15 protein-coding genes are annotated in these 16,041 nt (G+C 65.8%); 2 read left to right on the top strand and 13 right to left on the bottom strand.

What is annotated here, in order from left to right; all coding sequences use genetic code 11:
* Window positions 1–61: 61 nt before the first annotated feature.
* From mutM to R3P93_RS02920, 10 genes are all read right to left on the bottom strand, one after another.
* Window positions 62–928 carry a bifunctional DNA-formamidopyrimidine glycosylase/DNA-(apurinic or apyrimidinic site) lyase gene (gene mutM / locus R3P93_RS02965; protein ID WP_317532373.1) on the bottom strand — a complete coding sequence of 289 codons (867 nt, stop codon included), beginning with the start codon at window positions 926–928 and terminating at the stop codon, window positions 62–64.
* Window positions 928–1,710: a ribonuclease III gene (gene rnc, locus R3P93_RS02960; protein ID WP_068049558.1), complete on the bottom strand. Its 783-nt coding sequence runs from the start codon at window positions 1,708–1,710 to the stop codon at window positions 928–930. The genes mutM and rnc overlap by 1 nt, the downstream gene beginning before the upstream one ends.
* A gap of 26 nt (window positions 1,711–1,736) precedes the next feature.
* Window positions 1,737–1,919 carry a 50S ribosomal protein L32 gene (gene rpmF / locus R3P93_RS02955; RefSeq protein ID WP_032397784.1) on the bottom strand — a complete coding sequence of 61 codons (183 nt, stop codon included), beginning with the start codon at window positions 1,917–1,919 and terminating at the stop codon, window positions 1,737–1,739.
* Window positions 1,920–2,528, bottom strand: coding sequence for a YceD family protein (locus R3P93_RS02950; protein WP_317532372.1), 609 nt, complete (start codon window positions 2,526–2,528; stop codon window positions 1,920–1,922).
* Between the two features lie 91 nt (window positions 2,529–2,619).
* Window positions 2,620–3,411, bottom strand: a complete 792-nt coding sequence (locus tag R3P93_RS02945; protein WP_094642222.1) for a DivIVA domain-containing protein — start codon at window positions 3,409–3,411, stop codon at window positions 2,620–2,622.
* Between the two features lie 119 nt (window positions 3,412–3,530).
* The gene (gene coaD, locus R3P93_RS02940) at window positions 3,531–4,019 is read right to left on the bottom strand and encodes a pantetheine-phosphate adenylyltransferase (RefSeq protein WP_317532371.1); all 489 of its coding nucleotides are present in this window, start codon (window positions 4,017–4,019) and stop codon (window positions 3,531–3,533) included.
* Between the two features lie 36 nt (window positions 4,020–4,055).
* Entirely contained in the window at window positions 4,056–4,610 is a 555-nt protein-coding gene (gene rsmD / locus R3P93_RS02935; RefSeq protein ID WP_094642226.1) for a 16S rRNA (guanine(966)-N(2))-methyltransferase RsmD, read from the bottom strand.
* Window positions 4,607–8,023, bottom strand: a complete 3,417-nt coding sequence (locus R3P93_RS02930) for a pyruvate carboxylase (protein ID WP_317532370.1) — start codon at window positions 8,021–8,023, stop codon at window positions 4,607–4,609. The genes rsmD and R3P93_RS02930 overlap by 4 nt, the downstream gene beginning before the upstream one ends.
* 257 nt (window positions 8,024–8,280) lie before the next feature.
* Window positions 8,281–10,554 carry an ATP-dependent DNA helicase RecG gene (gene recG / locus R3P93_RS02925; protein WP_317532369.1) on the bottom strand — a complete coding sequence of 758 codons (2,274 nt, stop codon included), beginning with the start codon at window positions 10,552–10,554 and terminating at the stop codon, window positions 8,281–8,283.
* Between the two features lie 13 nt (window positions 10,555–10,567).
* Entirely contained in the window at window positions 10,568–12,247 is a 1,680-nt protein-coding gene (locus R3P93_RS02920) for a DAK2 domain-containing protein (RefSeq protein WP_317532368.1), read from the bottom strand.
* Window positions 12,248–12,523: 276 nt separating this feature from the next.
* Between R3P93_RS02920 and rpmB the strand changes: the two genes are divergently transcribed.
* Complete coding sequence (gene rpmB / locus R3P93_RS02915; RefSeq protein WP_008717389.1) at window positions 12,524–12,715, top strand: 50S ribosomal protein L28; 192 nt, start codon at window positions 12,524–12,526, stop codon at window positions 12,713–12,715.
* 218 nt (window positions 12,716–12,933) lie between these two features.
* Entirely contained in the window at window positions 12,934–13,728 is a 795-nt protein-coding gene (locus tag R3P93_RS02910) for an enoyl-CoA hydratase/isomerase family protein (RefSeq protein ID WP_317532367.1), read from the top strand.
* Window positions 13,729–13,733: 5 nt separating this feature from the next.
* On the opposite strand, the gene R3P93_RS02905 is transcribed toward R3P93_RS02910, so the two are convergent.
* The 3 genes from R3P93_RS02905 to R3P93_RS02895 are packed head-to-tail and all read right to left on the bottom strand — an operon-like array spanning window position 13,734 to window position 15,989.
* Window positions 13,734–14,426, bottom strand: coding sequence for a uracil-DNA glycosylase (locus R3P93_RS02905; protein ID WP_094642232.1), 693 nt, complete (start codon window positions 14,424–14,426; stop codon window positions 13,734–13,736).
* Window positions 14,423–14,947 (bottom strand): gamma carbonic anhydrase family protein, encoded by a 525-nt coding sequence (locus R3P93_RS02900; RefSeq protein ID WP_094642234.1) that lies wholly within the window; start codon window positions 14,945–14,947, stop codon window positions 14,423–14,425. Before R3P93_RS02900 ends, R3P93_RS02905 begins: the two co-directional genes overlap by 4 nt.
* A gap of 37 nt (window positions 14,948–14,984) precedes the next feature.
* Window positions 14,985–15,989, bottom strand: coding sequence for a thiamine-phosphate kinase (locus R3P93_RS02895; protein WP_082898648.1), 1,005 nt, complete (start codon window positions 15,987–15,989; stop codon window positions 14,985–14,987).
* Window positions 15,990–16,041: the final 52 nt, after the last annotated feature.

Here is a 16,041-nt window from a genome sequence, read left to right as displayed (position 1 = left end):
ATGGAGCCTGCGGAACGACCCTTCGCACAGGAGTGGAGCCTGCGGAACAATTTGTTCCCTGTCAGCCGCGCACGTGTCGGGGTCGCGGCTGGCAGGTGGGGCAGCTGAACGACGAGCGATTCATGAACTTCTCGCGTCTGATCGGGGCTCCGCATCGCGAGCAGGGCAGGCCCTCCTGCCCGTAGGCGTCGAGGGATCGATCGAAGTAGCCGGATTGTCCGTTGACGTTCACGTACAGCGCGTCGAACGAGGTTCCACCCTGTGCCAGGGCCTCCCCCATCACCGCGTGCACCGCGGTGAGAAGGCGCCGCAGCGCCGGCCGTGTCAGAGTCTCCGCGATTCGATTGCCGTGAATCTTCGCACGCCACAGTGCCTCGTCGGCATAGATGTTGCCCACGCCCGAGAGCACGGTCTGATCGAGCAGTGCCCGCTTGATCTCGGTGTGCTTGCCGCGCAACACGTTCACCACCGATTCGGCGTCGAACAGTGGATCGATCGGATCGCGGGCAATGTGTGCGACCGGTTCGGGTACCTCGGTGCCGTCCACGGTGACGATCGGGGCGAGTGCCCAGCCGCCGAACGTGCGCTGATCGACGAAGCGCAGATCGGTGCCGTCGTCGAGTCGAGCACGAATCCGCAGGTGCTTCTCGTCCGGGGCGGACGGCGGCTGCACCAGCATCTGCCCGCTCATACCCAGGTGCACGACGGTCGCGAAATCGCCGGGTTCCATCACCAGCCAGAGGTATTTTCCGCGCCGTCGAGCTGAGGAGATGCGTCGACCGCGCAGCTGGCCGATCAGATCGAGACCACCGAGATCGTGACGCCGCACGGCGCGGGGGTGCAATACTTCCACCGACCGCATCGTTTTGCCGACGACATGAGATTCCAGACCGAGCCTGACGACCTCGACCTCGGGTAGTTCCGGCATCAGGAAGGGTCTGGGGCCGACTCGGCCGGAATCGCAGTGTCGTTGTCCGACAACGCATTCCACGCCAGACTGGCAGCCTTCTGTTCGGCTTCCTTCTTCGATCGGCCGATACCGACGCCGCGGGGGAATCCACCGACCAGCACGGTCGCAGTGAATTCCTTGTCGTGATCGGGCCCGGTGGACGAGATTTCGTACGCGGGAACGCCGAGTGCACGTTCGGCGGTCAATTCCTGGAGGCTCGTCTTCCAGTCCAGTCCTGCACCGAGCTTGGGAGCCCGGTCGAGGAGGCCTGCGAACAACGTCAGAACGACGGTGCGCGCAACGTCGATGCCGTGCTGCAGGTGAATTGCACCGAGCAACGACTCCATGCCGTCGGCAAGGATGCTCGGCTTGTCGCGTCCACCGGTCTGCTCCTCACCTTTGCCCAACAGCAGGTGGCGACCCAGGCCGCCGTCGCCGAGTCCACGCGCGACCTCGGCCAGGGCATGCATGTTGACCACGCTCGCCCTGATCTTGGCCAGCTGACCTTCGGACTTCGCGGGGTGCACCGCGTAGAGGTGCTCGGTGACAGCAAGACCGAGGACGGAATCCCCCAGGAACTCGAGACGCTCGTTGGTCGGCAGACCACCGTGTTCGTACGCGAACGATCGGTGCGTCAGAGCCAATGTCAACAACGGTTCCGACAGGGAAACACCGATAGCGGCGAGGAGCGACTCTCGGTCGTCCCCGCCGCTGACGGCAGTGGAGCTATTCTTCTGTGAACCGCTGTTGTGCCGATCCACTACTTCGTGTGTCACGTAAGCGGAAATCAGACCGCTGCGACGACCTGGCGGCCCTTGTAGGTGCCGCACGAGGGGCACGCGATGTGGGGCAAGGTCTTCTCGCCACAACCGCGGTTGGGGCACGTCACGAGGGTGGGCGCAGTGGTTTTCCACTGTGCACGACGCGACCTCGTGTTGGAACGCGACATTTTGCGCTTCGGGACAGCCACTTACTTCTCCTCGGCTTCGTTGTTCACAAGTTCTGTGCTCGGTTCTGGATCCACGCCAAATTTGGCTGCAAGACCAGCCCAGCGAGGATCAATTGTATCGTGAGAGTGGCCGGATTCAGCAATCGCCAGGCGAACGCCGCATTCTGGGCACAATCCCTCGCACTCGTCACTGCAGACGGGGTGGAGTGGAAGCTCCAGACCGACCGCGTCGACGATGACGGGTTCGAGGTCTATCAGGTCGTCGGCGATGCGGTGAATCTCGTCCGCATCGGTGGTCTCCTCGGTGATGCTGTTCGGGTAAGCGAACAACTCGGTCAGGTAGACGTCGACGTTGCCACTGACCGGGTCGAGGCACCGTGTGCACTCTCCGGCCGTGGCTGCTCGTACGGAGCCGGTGACGAGAACGCCCTCCGAGACCGCCTGCAACTGCAGATCGAGCGAGACCGGTACACCGGCTTCGATGGCAATGGCATCGAGGCCGATTCGGGAAGGAGCCGGAACCGTCCGCTCGATGGCCTTCGTAGACCCGGGTCGACGACCGAGGTTGAGAATGTCCAGAACGAATCCGTCGTCCAATTCCGGACGGGTCGTTCTATTGGGCGGGGGCACGGCTGATCTTCCTTACTGTCGGTATGCCTACTGTCGGTAAGCAACCTCACAACGATACGCATACACGCATACGAGGGCAAATTGCTGCCGTTCAGTGGCGGCTTCGACGCCCCTGCTCCGGGCTTCCGTACGCCGATTCGCCGTACGGCTCGCTGCCGTATTCCGGTACACCCGAGCCGGTTCGCAGTTGCTGACGCCCACGGCCCACCGAACGGATGGTGCCGCTGAGGAACTCCTCGAACTCTGCCAGCTTGGTGTCGACGTAGACGTCGCACTCGCTGCGCATCCGATCCGATTCGGCGTGCGCGCTGTCGATCACCCGAGCCGACTCGGCGTGGGCCGCCTGAACGACCTCGGTTTCCGACACGAGACGGTTCTGTTCGGCGGTGCCGTCTGCGACCGACCGCTCGTACGACGCCGTACCGGACTCGATCATCCGATCGGCTTCGGTGCGGGCGCGAACGGTCAGTGCCTCGTACTCACGCTGGCCTTCCAGCACCGTGCGCTCTGCTTCTGCCTCGGCATCGGCCACGAGCTGGTCGGCGTGCGCCGACGCCTCGGACACCATGCGATCCGCCTGAGCCTTGGCGTCGGCGAGAATGCGATCGGCCGAATCCCTGGCGTTCTCGACCGTGTCCTGGGCCTCGGCATTGGCGGTGCTCACCGTCTTCTCCGCGGTGGCCCTGGCATCGCCGACGAGCTTGTCGCGATGGTCCAGTACGTCCTGGGCGTCGTCCAGCTCGCCGGGGATGGCGTCTCGGACGTCGTCGAGCAGTTCCAGGACGTCGCCGCGAGGGACGACACACCCGGCAGTCATCGGAACGCCGCGCGCCTCCTCGACAATGGCGACGAGCTCGTCGAGCGCCTCGAATACGCGGTACACCGGTTACCCCAATCGTCGAATCTGCCACTGCGCGGTCTTCACTCGCAGTGCTGCGCTACCCAGTCTGCCCGCCGACGCGCGCGTCTGCGCTATACCGGCCCGGTGTGTCGCTCCTCGAACTAGTCTGCCGCCCGCTCGGCGATACGGGCCAGCAGTCGGTCCTGAACGAACGGCGGCAGCATGCCGGTGACGTCTCCCCCGAAGGTCGCGACCTCCTTGATCAACGAACTCGACAGGAAGCTGTGCGCAGGATTCGCCGGAAGAAACAGCGTGTCCACACCGGTCAACGTTCTGTTCATCTGCGCCATCTGCAACTCGTAATCGAAGTCGTTGGCACTGCGCAGACCTTTGACGATCGCCGAAAAGCCTTCTTGCCGAGCATAATCGACCAACAAGCCGTACCACGAACCGATTCTGACGTTGGGCAGATGCTCCGTGGCGACCTCGAGCATCTCGATCCGCTCGTCGATGCTGAACATGCCCTTCTTGCTCTTGTTCACCATCACCGTGACCACCACCTCGTCGAAGGCGGCGGCTGCGCGCTCGAAGATGTCGAGGTGACCGAGGGTCACCGGGTCGAAGGATCCAGGGCAGAGTGCGCCAGTCATGCCCGCGAACCTATCAGCCGATCCCGGGCTCACCCGTCACGCGCGTGCCGCGATCTCGATTCGACTCTCGCCGTACTTCTTCGACTTCTCCGGAACGAGTCCGGTCGGCCATCGGGTCTCCGGCGACCGCGACGAGCGCTCGAGGACGACGACCGCGTCGGGGGTGAGCCACCCCCCGGTGACGAGCCTGTCCAGCAGACCGGCGACGGCGGTGTCGGTGACGGCATACGGCGGGTCGGCCAACACCAGGTCGTACGCCGCGTCCGCGGCCCCGGCCAGTACCGAGGCCACCGGGGCACACCGGACCGACGCACCGGGCAGACCCACGGATTCGATGTTCTTTCGCACCACCGCTGCCGCTCGGGCGTCCGACTCGACCAACACCGCCGACGACGCGCCGCGCGAGAGTGCCTCGAGCCCCAGTGCCCCCGATCCCGCGAACAAGTCCAGCACCGCGGCACCACCCAGTTCCATCCGACTCTCCAGGGAGCTGAACAGCGCCTCGCGCACTCGCTCGGAGGTGGGGCGGGTGCCCTGGCCGGGTACCGACAAACGTCGACCGCCCGCGACACCCGCCACGATCCGCGTCATTCGCTGCCGGCCTCTTCGCCCGTCGACCCCCCACCGATGACGACGAGCAGATCGCCGCCCTCCACCTGCTGCACGCCCGAGATCGCCAGACGGGTCACGGTTCCACCGCGAGGTGCAGTGATCGCGGCCTCCATCTTCATGGCCTCGATCGTGGCGACGGTGTCACCGGCCGAGATCTTCTGTCCCTCTTCGACGGAGAGCGTCACGACACCGGCGAACGGTGCCGGGATATGACCGGAATTCGATCGGTCCGCCTTCTCGACAGTGGGTGCCTCACTCGAGATGGACCGGTCACGCACCGAGACAGGACGCAACTGTCCGTTGAGAATGCACATCACGGTACGCATCCCGCGCTCGTCGGGGTCGGAGATAGCCTCGAGCCCGATGAGCAGTTCGACGCCCTTCTCCAGTGCCACCCGATGCTCCTCGCCCTGCCGCAGGCCGTAGAAGAACTGATTGGCCGACAGCCGCGTCGTATCGCCGTACTTCTCGCGATGAGCAGCGAGTTCGGCTGTGGGACCGGGGAACAGCAGACGGTTGAGAGTCTCGCGGCGCTGAGCCGACGTTCCGTCGAGGCTCTTCTCGTCCTCCTCGGTGAGTGGTGTCACCGGCTTGCCCTCGCCGCGCCCCTCCAGCGCCTTCGTACGCAACGGTTCCGGCCATCCGCCCGCAGGCGTACCCAGATCGCCGCGCAAGAAGCCGATCACCGAATCGGGGATGTCGTAACGACCGGGGTTCTCGGCGAACTCCTCGGCGGACGCACCTGCACCGACCAGAGCCAGAGCCAGGTCGCCGACGACCTTCGAACTCGGGGTCACCTTGGTCAGGCGGCCCAACATGCGGTCGGCTGCAGCGTAATTGGCCTCGACGGTCTCGAACCGATCACCGAGCCCGAGCGAAATCGCCTGCTGCCGTAGATTCGAGAGCTGTCCACCTGGAATCTCGTGGGTGTAGACGCGACCCGTCGGTGCCGGCAGCCCGGACTCGAACGGCGCGTACACCTTTCGCACGGCTTCCCAGTACGGCTCCAGGTCGCAGACGGCCTGCAGATTCAGACCGGTGTCGCGCTCGGTGTGTGCCGCCGCCGCAACGATCGCAGACAACGCGGGCTGGCTGGTGGTGCCTGCCATCGCCGCACTGGCACCGTCGACGGCGTCCGCCCCGGCCTCCCAGGCCGCCAGGTACGTCGCGAGCTGCCCACCGGGGGTGTCGTGCGTGTGGACGTGGACGGGTAGATCGAAATTCGAGCGCAGCGCCGTCACCAGGGTCTTGGCTGCGGGTGCGCGAAGCAGTCCTGCCATGTCCTTGATCGCGAGCACGTGCGCGCCCGCGTCGACGATCTGCTCGGCCAACTTCAGGTAGTAGTCGAGGGTGTAGAGGTTCTCGTTCGGGTTCGACAGATCACCGGTGTAGCTCAGTGCCACCTCGGCGAGCGCCGTGCCGGTCTCGCGCACGGCATCGATGGCCGGACGCATCTGATCGACATTGTTGAGCGCGTCGAAGATTCGGAAGATGTCGATGCCGGTGTCGGTGGCCTCGGCAACGAAGCTGCGGGTCACCTTCTCCGGATACGGGGTGTAGCCGACGGTGTTCCTGCCGCGCAGCAACATCTGAATTGCGATGTTGGGCACGGCCTCTCGCAGGCTCGCCAGTCGCTCCCACGGATCCTCGTGCAGGAATCGCAGTGCCACGTCGTAGGTGGCACCGCCCCACGCCTCGATCGAGAGCAACTGCGGCGTCGTGCGCGCCACGTACGGGGCGACGCCGAGCAGTCCGCTCGTCCGCACTCGCGTCGCCAACAACGACTGATGTGCGTCACGGAACGTGGTGTCGGTGACGCCGAGAGCCTTCTGGTTCCGCAGATCGCGAGCGAAGCCCTCGGGTCCGAGCGCCAGCAGACGCTGCCGCGAACCGTCGGGAATCGGTGCCGAGAAGTCGACCGGGGGGAGCTTGTCGTGCGGGTACACCGGAGACGGACGCTCGCCGTGCGGCTTGTTGACCGTCACATCGGCGAGGTAGGCGAGGATCTTCGTGCCGCGGTCGCCCGAGGATCGCGAGGTGAGCAGTTCGGGGCGCTCCTCGATGAACGAGGTGGTGACGCGACCGGCCGTGAAGTCGGGATCGACCAGAACCGCTTGCAGGAACGGAATGTTCGTGGCCACACCGCGAATCCTGAACTCCGCCAACGCTCGTCGGGCACGAGCCACAGCGGTGTCGAAATCACGGCCACGGCAGGTGAGCTTGACGAGCATGGAGTCGAAGTAGGCCCCGACCTCGGCACCCAACGTGGTTCCGCCGTCGAGACGCACTCCGGCACCGCCCGGCGTGCGGTATGCAGTGATGCGCCCGACGTCCGGACGGAATCCGTTCGCCGGATCCTCGGTGGTGATGCGGCACTGCAGCGCCGCACCGCGCAACACGATGTTCTCCTGCTGCAGACCCAGATCCGCGAGCGTCTCCCCCGAGGCGATCCGCAGCTGGGACTGCACCAGATCCACATCGGTCACCTCTTCGGTGACGGTGTGCTCCACCTGGATTCGAGGGTTCATCTCGATGAAGACGTGATTGCCGCGGGTGTCGAGCAGGAACTCGACGGTACCGGCACACGAGTACTCGATCTGCTTCGCGAACGCCACGGCATCGGCGCAGATCTTCTCTCGCAATCCTTCGGGCAGATTGGGAGCCGGAGCGAGCTCGATGACCTTCTGATGCCGACGCTGCACACTGCAGTCGCGCTCGAACAGGTGCACCACGTTGCCCTGGCCGTCGGCGAGGATCTGAACCTCGATGTGCCGAGGATCGATCACGGCCTGTTCGAGGAACACCGTCGGATCACCGAAGGCCGATTCCGCTTCGCGCGCAGCAGCTTCGATGGATTCGCGCAGCTGCTCGGGCTCGGCCACCCGACGCATGCCGCGACCGCCGCCACCGGCGACCGCCTTGACGAACAACGGAAACGTCATGGTCTCGGACGCCGCGACGAGCTCGTCCACGTCGGACGACGGTTCCGACGACGCCAGCACAGGAAGTCCCGCCGCCTTGGCTGCCGCGATGGCCCGCGCCTTGTTGCCGGTCAGTTCGAGCACGTCGGCCGACGGGCCGACGAAGGTGATGCCCACCTCGGCGCACGCGGCGGCCAGATCCGGGTTCTCGGAAAGGAATCCGTATCCGGGGTACACCGCGTCCGCACCGCTGCGCTTGGCAGCGGCCACGATCTCGTCGACCGAGAGATACGCGCGAACGGGATGACCCTTCTCCCCGATCTGATACGCCTCGTCGGCCTTCGTCCGGTGCACCGAGTTCCGGTCCTCGAACGGGAACACCGCAACGGTCGAGGCACCGAGTTCGTAGGAGGCGCGGAAGGCGCGGATAGCGATTTCACCGCGGTTGGCAACCAAAACTTTGGAGAACATTGGCTCAACTTACCCGGCAGAGTGAGCCACCGAGGTGTACTGATCTCACCATTCGAGACGAATTGGTCGAATCGGCCCTCTGAAACGGTGCAGTGCGTCCCGACGGCCGTTCCCGATCGTTCCCGGTCGTTCCTGCAGGCTCCACTCCTGCCTTCCCCTGTCGTTCCTGCAGGCTCCACTCCTGCCTTCCCCGATCGTTCCTGCAGGCTCCACTCCTGCCTTCCCCGGTCGTTCCTGCAGGCTCCACTCCGGCCCCGTCAGGACTTCTGCAGGTAGTCGACTCGATCCGATCTCCAGGCCGACCGCATCATCGACGCGATGCCGGGATCGTTCGCCAGCGACGGGTCCCGCGCGAACAGCGATCGTGCGCAGTCCTGCGCGTCGGCGATGATGTCCTCGTCGTCGATGAACGAGAGCAGTCGCAACCCGCTGACCGTGCCCGACTGTGCGGCACCGAGAACGTCGCCCTCGCGACGAGTGGCCAGGTCCAGCTTGGCCAACTCGAAACCGTCGTTGGTCGCTGCCACCGCCTCGAGCCGGGCGAAGGAGCCGCCCGCGGGGCTGAGATAGCTGATCATGATGCACAGGCCCTGGTGCCCGCCTCGGCCGATTCGGCCTCGCAACTGATGCAGTTGGCTCACGCCGAATCGATCCGCGTCCACGATGACCATGACCGTCGCGTTGGGAACGTCCACTCCCACTTCGACCACCGTGGTGCAGACCAGGACGTCGATCTCGCCGGAGTTGAACTCGGACATGGTGATGTCCTTGTCGTCCCCCGACAATCGTCCGTGCAGCAGCCCCACGCGCAGATCGTGCATCGGCCCGGAGGAGAGGGTCTCGTACAGGTCCACCGCAGCGGTCGTCTCGGGGCCGTCCTCCGCGCTCGCGCTCTTCTTCTTCGCAGCGCTCTTCTTCCCGGTCTCGGTGTCCTCGTCGTCACCGATGCGGGAGCACACCACGTACGCCTGCCGACCTGCTGCCACTTCCTCGTGAATACGCTGCCACGCTCGATCGACCCAGCCCGGTTTGCTCCTGGCGGGCACCACGTTGCTGACGATGGGCGATCTGCCGCGGGGCAGTTCGGTGAGCACCGACGTCTCGAGGTCGCCGAGGGTCGACATCGCGATGGTGCGCGGGATGGGGGTGGCGGTCATCACCAGCAAGTGCGGACTGGTGTTGTCGCGAGCTTTCGCGCGCAACGCATCTCGTTGCTCGACACCGAACCTGTGCTGCTCGTCGACGACGACCATCGCGAGATCGAGGAACTCCACTCGGTCCTCGATCAGGGCGTGGGTACCGATCACGATGCCTGCGTCACCGGTGACCGCATCGAGCAACGCGGACCGCTTGGCCGCAGTGGACATCGAGCCGGTCAACAAGGCGACCTTGGTCGCCAGCTCGTGCGATCCGAGTTCCCCACCGGCTGCGAGGCTTCCGAGCATCGAGCGAATCGAACGCGCATGTTGGGAGGCGAGCACCTCCGTCGGTGCCAGCAACGCGCACTGGTGTCCGGCGTCGATGACCTGCAGCATCGCCCGCAACGCGACGATCGTCTTACCCGAGCCGACCTCACCCTGCAGCAGCCGCGACATCGGATGCGGTGCCGACAGATCGTGGGCGATCTCGGCCGCGACCTGGTGCTGACCGGCCGTCAACTCGAACGGAAGACGCCGATCGAACTCCGCCGCGATACCGTCGGTGATAGGTGGGCATCGCGCTGCCACCCGGGTGGATGCGTCGCGTCGGCGGTCGGCGAGGACGAGTTGAACGGCGAGCGCCTCGTCGAACTTGAGCCGCTCGCGCGCGGAGTCCTTGTCCTGTGCGGTGTCCGGGAAATGGATCGACCGCAGTGCGGTGTCGATGTCGACGAGACCGCGCTGCGCACGTACCGACTCGGGCAGCGGATCGACCACTGCGTCGAGTTGGTCGAGCACCTGCCGCACGCAGCGCATGAACGTCCAGCTCTCGACGTCCTTCGCGGCCGGGTAGATGGGCACGAATGCTCGATCGAACACCGACATGTCGACGGCTCCGGAGGAATCGACCGAGCCACGAGCGAGTCCGGCCAGGGTGCCGCCGCCGACGATTCGACCTGCGGGCACGACGGCACCGTCGTTGTCGTCGCCACCGAGAATCACGTAGCTGGGGTGCGTGAGATTCCACCGCTTGCCGAAGTACTTGACCTTGCCGGAGAACATCCCGCGTCGCCCCGGCACCACCACATGCTTGAGCTTGTGCGGACTGAAGAAGGTGGCTTCGATGCGCTGTCCGTCGGCGGCGAGTGTCACCGCGAGGAACTGGCCGTTGCGGTTCTTCATCGACCGCAGCGTCGCGGACTCGACCGTCGCGACGATGGTGATGTGCTCGCCCTCGGGCGGCTCCTTCTCCCCCAGCTCCGAACCGTGCGTCATGTAGCGGTGCGGATAGTGCCGAAGCAGATCCTCGACGGTGTGAATACCGAAGACGTCGGCCAGCGGCGTCGCCGCGGCTCCGAGGACGTGATCGAGCCGGTCCACCAACGTTGCCATTGTCCGAGATTCCCTATTCCACTCCGAATTGCACGAGATCCCCCGGCTGCCCACCTGTATAGACCACCACGTCGACCCCGGGGTGTGCGCCCGCCACGTACTCGGCCAACTGATCGCCGAAATCCTCCGAGGCCTCGGCACCGACGAGCACTGTCACCATCTCCCCGCCCGTCGCCAGGAGCTGATCGATCAACCGACACCCCGCATCGAGCGGACGAGCGGCGACGATCACCACTTCCTGCCCCGCGAGCCCGATGCAGTCGCCCGGCTCACACGTGCCGACCCACGTCAGCGATCGCTCCCGCGCGATACGCAGAGATCCCCATCTCGTGCCCGCCGCCGCCTCGGACATCGTGAATGCATCGTCGACCGCAGCCCTCGCTGCATCGTGCACCGCGAGCGCGGCCAAACCCTGCACCATGGCCGAGCACGGCAACATCACCACGTCTTTGCCGTCCGCTCGGGCTGCTGCGCCGACGGCAACCAGTTCCTGCGCGGACAACGCGCCGTTCGGCAACACCAACACCTCGCGGTGCTTCATCCCGACGATCGCACGATGCAGCACCGAGGAGTCGATCGCCTCGTCGCACCGCACCACCGTCGCGCCTTCCTGAACGTAGAGATCCGCGGCACCCTCACCGGCCACCAGCGCCAAAATATCGCGACCCACCGACAACGCTGCTTCGTCGTGCGCCCGGGGGCTCACCGCTGCGTCGAACTCGGAGAATCCGAAACACGAGATACGCACTCCGCGAACGTCTCCGGCTGCGATGCCGAGATCGACGGCACTGCCGGGGTCGGTGGTGTGAACATGGGCGGACCATGCCCCGGAACCGTCTCCGGCGACCACGACGGAGTCTCCGATGTCGGCCAGATCGCGTCGAAGTTTCGCCGCCCTCGCGTCGTTCGGGCCGTGCACGACGTAGACCACCTCGTACCCGAGAGGGCGACTCGACCGGTACCCCGACACACTCTCGGGTGCACCGCCGCACTCCGACGAAACGTTCGACGCACCGGTCACCGCCCGGCGTTCGTGCTCGTGTGGGCGACGGTAACGCCGGCGCGGCGGGGTGCGGCCGATGACCACCTCCACGAGGGCATCGATGATCACCGAGAGACCGAGAGCGCCTGCGTCCACCACTCCCGCCTCGCGGAGTTCAGCGAGTTGGTCCGTCGTGCTGTCGACAGCCCGAGCGGTGGCCTCGGCGATGTCGACCACCAGCGTCGAGAGGCCGACGTTGGCGTCGTGGGCGGAGGCCTCCCGATCGGCGGCGTCCAGAACCGTGAGCATCGTGCCCTCGACGGGAACGCTCACTGCTGCTGCGACCAGGACTTTCGCGCGTCGCAGCATCGCCTGGATCGACACCGTGTCGAGCGGGCCGTCTGCTGAGGCCTCGGCAACGGCGCGCAACAGCTGCGACACGATCACTCCCGAGTTGCCCCGCGCGCCCGCGACCGCCCCCACGGCCAGTGCCCGCCCGATGGCGCGGGCGTCCGCAGTGGGCCCGGCTGCGCGCATCGACTCCACCGCGGCACGGAAGGTGAACATGAGATTGGTGCCGGTGTCCGAATCGGGAATGGGGAACACGTTGAGTGCATCGATCTCGTCGCACCGCGCGGTCAAGGAATCGACACAGCGGTAGGCCCACCGTCGTAGGGCCGCCGCATCGATCGATTCGAGAACGTCGACCACGTCGAGCAGCCTCCCCCCGCGTCACATCCGCTACCTGGTCCGAACTCCCTCGCGGACAGTGCCCGAAGCTTAGTCGGGCATGATCGGTGGCGCGCCGTCCGTGAGCCCTCACGCAGCGTCTGCCGTGGCGGTTTGGTGATTGCGGGCCGCGCCGCTATTCTTGCAGGGTTGCCTCGAGGCGATCTTCACGCATTGCAATCCTTGCATCTGCTCGTAGTTCGTTTCGATGTCTTCGACCACATGTATCGATCAACATCTATCAAGGAGTTCGCGACTATGGCTGCCGTCTGCGACGTATGCGCCAAGGGGCCCGGCTTCGGTAAGTCGGTCTCGCACTCGCACCGACGGACCAACCGTCGTTGGAACCCGAATATCCAGACCGTTCACGCTCAGGTTGCGCCTGGTAACTCCAAGCGCATGAACGTGTGCACCTCCTGCTTGAAGGCAGGCAAGGTGGTCCGGGGCTGATTTCGGCCTCGCTCTTCGATTTCCTCCACGGCCTCGACTGCGTGCGAGCACTGTGCCCCGCCCCCGATTTTCGGAGGCGGGGCACAGTCGTTCGTGCTTCCGGCCCGTTCCGTTCCGTTCTGTTACACAGCCGGTAAGTGCCGGAAGCGGGATCGCGGATCCGTACCGAGGCACCGCGGCCCCACGGCGGAATCACGACGTCGGTTAGAGTCCGGAACGTGACTTATTCGGACGCCGACATTTCCAGCAAGGTCCGCATCGAGGACGGTGTACTGCGCATCGTCGTCGCCACCGACGCCGGCGGTGCGTCGCTCGACCTGGAGGGTATCGCCGACGGCACCGCGGCTCTGAGCTCCGTCAACGACGGCAGCACCGCGATCGGAAGCGTCCTGCTCATCGGTCGAGGGCCGAATTTCTGCGCAGGTGGCAATGTTCGCGATTTCGCCGGTGCGGCCGATCGGGGCGCCTTCGTCGGTTCTGTCGCCGACACGTTCCACGCCTTCGTTCGTGAATTGGCCACCGTCAGCGTCCCGGTCGTGGCCGGTGTGCACGGTTGGGCTGCCGGTGCAGGAATGAGCCTGGTCTGCCTCACCGACATCGCCATCGGCGGGCCGTCGACCAAGCTTCGCCCCGCGTATCCCTCGATCGGTTTCACTCCGGACGGTGGCATGTCGTGGACACTCCCCCGAATCGTCGGTTCGGGGCGCGCTATGGATATCCTTCTCAACGACTCGATCATCAACGGCGAGGAGGCAGTTCGTCTCGGGATTCTCAGCCGCCTGGTGGGCGACGACATCGTCGACAGCGAGGCCGAGCGCCTGGCGCGAACCCTTGCCGTCGGGCCGACGTCGGCGTATCAGGGAATCAAGACTCTGCTGCGGGCCGCCGAATCGGTCACGCTGACACAGCAGTTGGACGCCGAAGCCGCCTCGATTTCCTCATCCGCGTCGTCACCTGCCGGACGTGAAGGCGTCGACGCGTTCGTCGAGAAGCGTCGGCCCGACTTCTCCTGATTCGATCACGGCAGCGTCCAGTCGATCGGTTCGTCTCCCCCCTCGACCAACAATTCGTTGACACGGCTGAAAGGCTTGGATCCGAAGAATCCGCGTGACGCGGACAGCGGAGACGGGTGCGCGGATTCGATGTAGGGCACCGATCCGAGCATCGGCTTCAGGCTCGCCGCGTCACGTCCCCACAGAACGGCGACCAGTCCGGGCGCGTCGGGATTCTCGGCCCGGGCGACGAGTGCACGAATTGCTTGCTCGGTCACCGCTTCCCACCCCTTCTTCCGGTGCGACGCAGCCTGACCCGGCTCTACGGTGAGCACCCTGTTGAGCAGCATCACCCCGCGGTCCGCCCAGGGTGTCAGATCACCGTTGCTGGGCGTGGGCAACCCCAGATCGTCCGAGTACTCCTTGAAGATGTTGCTCAGACTGCGCGGTACGGGTCGCACATCCGGGGCAACGGAAAAGCTCAGCCCCACTGCGTGTCCCGGCGTCGGATACGGATCCTGACCGACGATGAGGACGCGAACTCCATCGAAGGGGTGGCGGAAAGCGCGCAGTACGTTCTCGCCGGCGGGGAGGTAATGACGGCCTGCGGCGAGTTCTGCCCGTAGGAAGTCGCCCATGGCAGCAACATTCGACTCGACCGGTGCAAGGGCGGCCGCCCACCCCGATTCGACGCTCTCGGCGAGCGGACGCGGCGTCACCGATCGATCCGGCGCAGCGCGTCGCGGTAGTACGCGGCGTTGGCCGAGTACATCTGCACGTTGATGTCGACATGCCCTTCGGGAACCTCGTACCCCTCGCGAATTTTCGCCGGAACCCCCAGCGCCATGGAGCGTTCGGGAACGACGAACTTGAACGGCACCACTGCGCCTGCTCCCACGATCGAACCGGCACCGATCTTCGAGCCGTTCAATACCACCGAGCCCGAGGCGATGAGGCAGTTGTTCCCGATGGTCGCACCCTCGACGTGCGCGTTGTGGCCCAGTACGCACCCGGAACCGATGACCGTTGCGTCGATCGGGGTGCAGTGCACCACGGTCCCGTCCTGCACGTTGGTGCCCTCGCCAATCGAAATGGTGCCGTAATCGGCCCGCAGAACGGCAGTGGGCCACACCGACGATCCGGCCGCCAGAGTCACCGCTCCGATGACGACGGCGTCGGGATGGACGTAGGCGTCGGGGTGGATGTCGGGTTCGCGATCACCGAGTGCGTAGATAGCCATCTCTGCAACTTAGCCGACCCGATGAACCCGACCGCGTTCACTCGCCCTCGAAACTCGACCATCCCGATCTACCCGAATGGGGGCGTCCGCCGACCGTCACTCGCGGGCTCTGTCCGTCACCGCCGTGCTGGACACGGCCGATCACCGTCCATCCCCGGGGAACGCCTGCGGTATCGGGGAAGGTGCCGACGAGAGCGTGATCCTCGCCTCCGGTGAGCACCCAATCCAGCGGATCGTGACCCATCAGTGTTGCGGCCGAACGCACTTCGACCGGGATGTCCAGCAGGTCGGGATCGACGTCCAGCAGAACGCCCGACGCGTCGGCGATGTGACCGAGATCGGCCAACAGGCCGTCGGAGACGTCGGTGAGAGAGGTCGCTCCCGCCTCTGCCGCGTCGATCCCGGCGCGATACGGAGGGACGGGCACTCGGTGCGCGTCCACCACGGCGTCGTGGCCGGTTCTGTCCCTGTCGCCGAGCAGGAGGGCGAGTCCGGCCGCCGACCAGCCGAGCCGTCCCGCGTACGCGATCACGTCACCGGCACGCGCCCCCGATCGAAGAACCGGGGCCCGGCCCTGAAGGTCGCCGAGCGCGGTGATCGAGATCACCAGCTCCGGCGACTGCACCACATCGCCGCCGACGATGGCCGATCCAGCAGCGACCGCCTCGAGCCACATGCCCTCGTTGAGGCCGTCGGTCACGCTCACCGGCGTGTCGGCCGGGCATCCGAGAGAGACGAGAAAACCCGAGCACTGCGCGCCCATTGCGGCGATGTCCGCGCCGTTCTGCGCGATCGACTTGCGCCCGATCTGTATCGGACTCGACCAGTCGAGCCGAAAGTGCCTGCCGTGCACCAACATATCGGTCGACGCCGCGATCCGACCGTCGGACGCGGCGACGACGGCTGCGTCGTCACCCGGCCCGACGATGGTCGACGGTGGCTGCACACGGTCTGCCACGGCGCGAGCGATCACGTCGAATTCACCGACCTGCGCGACGGTGCGCTCGCTGCCGGTGGACGAGTCGGTGACGGTGTCGTCGATGATGTTCCTCCCTGAGAACGCGGTGCGTGCGCGACGGTCTCACGCGGAGCGC

Origin of the sequence: Rhodococcus cerastii (assembly GCF_033042195.1) — a bacterium.
In the GTDB taxonomy this organism is placed as follows: domain Bacteria; phylum Actinomycetota; class Actinomycetes; order Mycobacteriales; family Mycobacteriaceae; genus Rhodococcoides.
The sequence above is the reverse complement of the archived record's forward strand: the minus strand, read 5'-3'. Positions and strand labels throughout refer to the sequence as shown.

Bases quoted from the DNA above. Each gene is read 5' to 3' on its own strand.
- mutM (WP_317532373.1), bottom strand. From the start codon at position 928: ATGCCGGAACTACCCGAGGTCGAGGTCGTCAGGCTCGGTCTGGAATCT.
- coaD (WP_317532371.1), bottom strand. From the start codon at position 4,019: ATGACTGGCGCACTCTGCCCTGGATCCTTCGACCCGGTGACCCTCGGT.
- rsmD (WP_094642226.1), bottom strand. From the start codon at position 4,610: ATGACGCGGATCGTGGCGGGTGTCGCGGGCGGTCGACGTTTGTCGGTA.
- R3P93_RS02930 (WP_317532370.1), bottom strand. From the start codon at position 8,023: ATGTTCTCCAAAGTTTTGGTTGCCAACCGCGGTGAAATCGCTATCCGC.
- recG (WP_317532369.1), bottom strand. From the start codon at position 10,554: ATGGCAACGTTGGTGGACCGGCTCGATCACGTCCTCGGAGCCGCGGCG.
- rpmB (WP_008717389.1), top strand. From the start codon at position 12,524: ATGGCTGCCGTCTGCGACGTATGCGCCAAGGGGCCCGGCTTCGGTAAG.
- R3P93_RS02900 (WP_094642234.1), bottom strand. From the start codon at position 14,947: ATGGCTATCTACGCACTCGGTGATCGCGAACCCGACATCCACCCCGAC.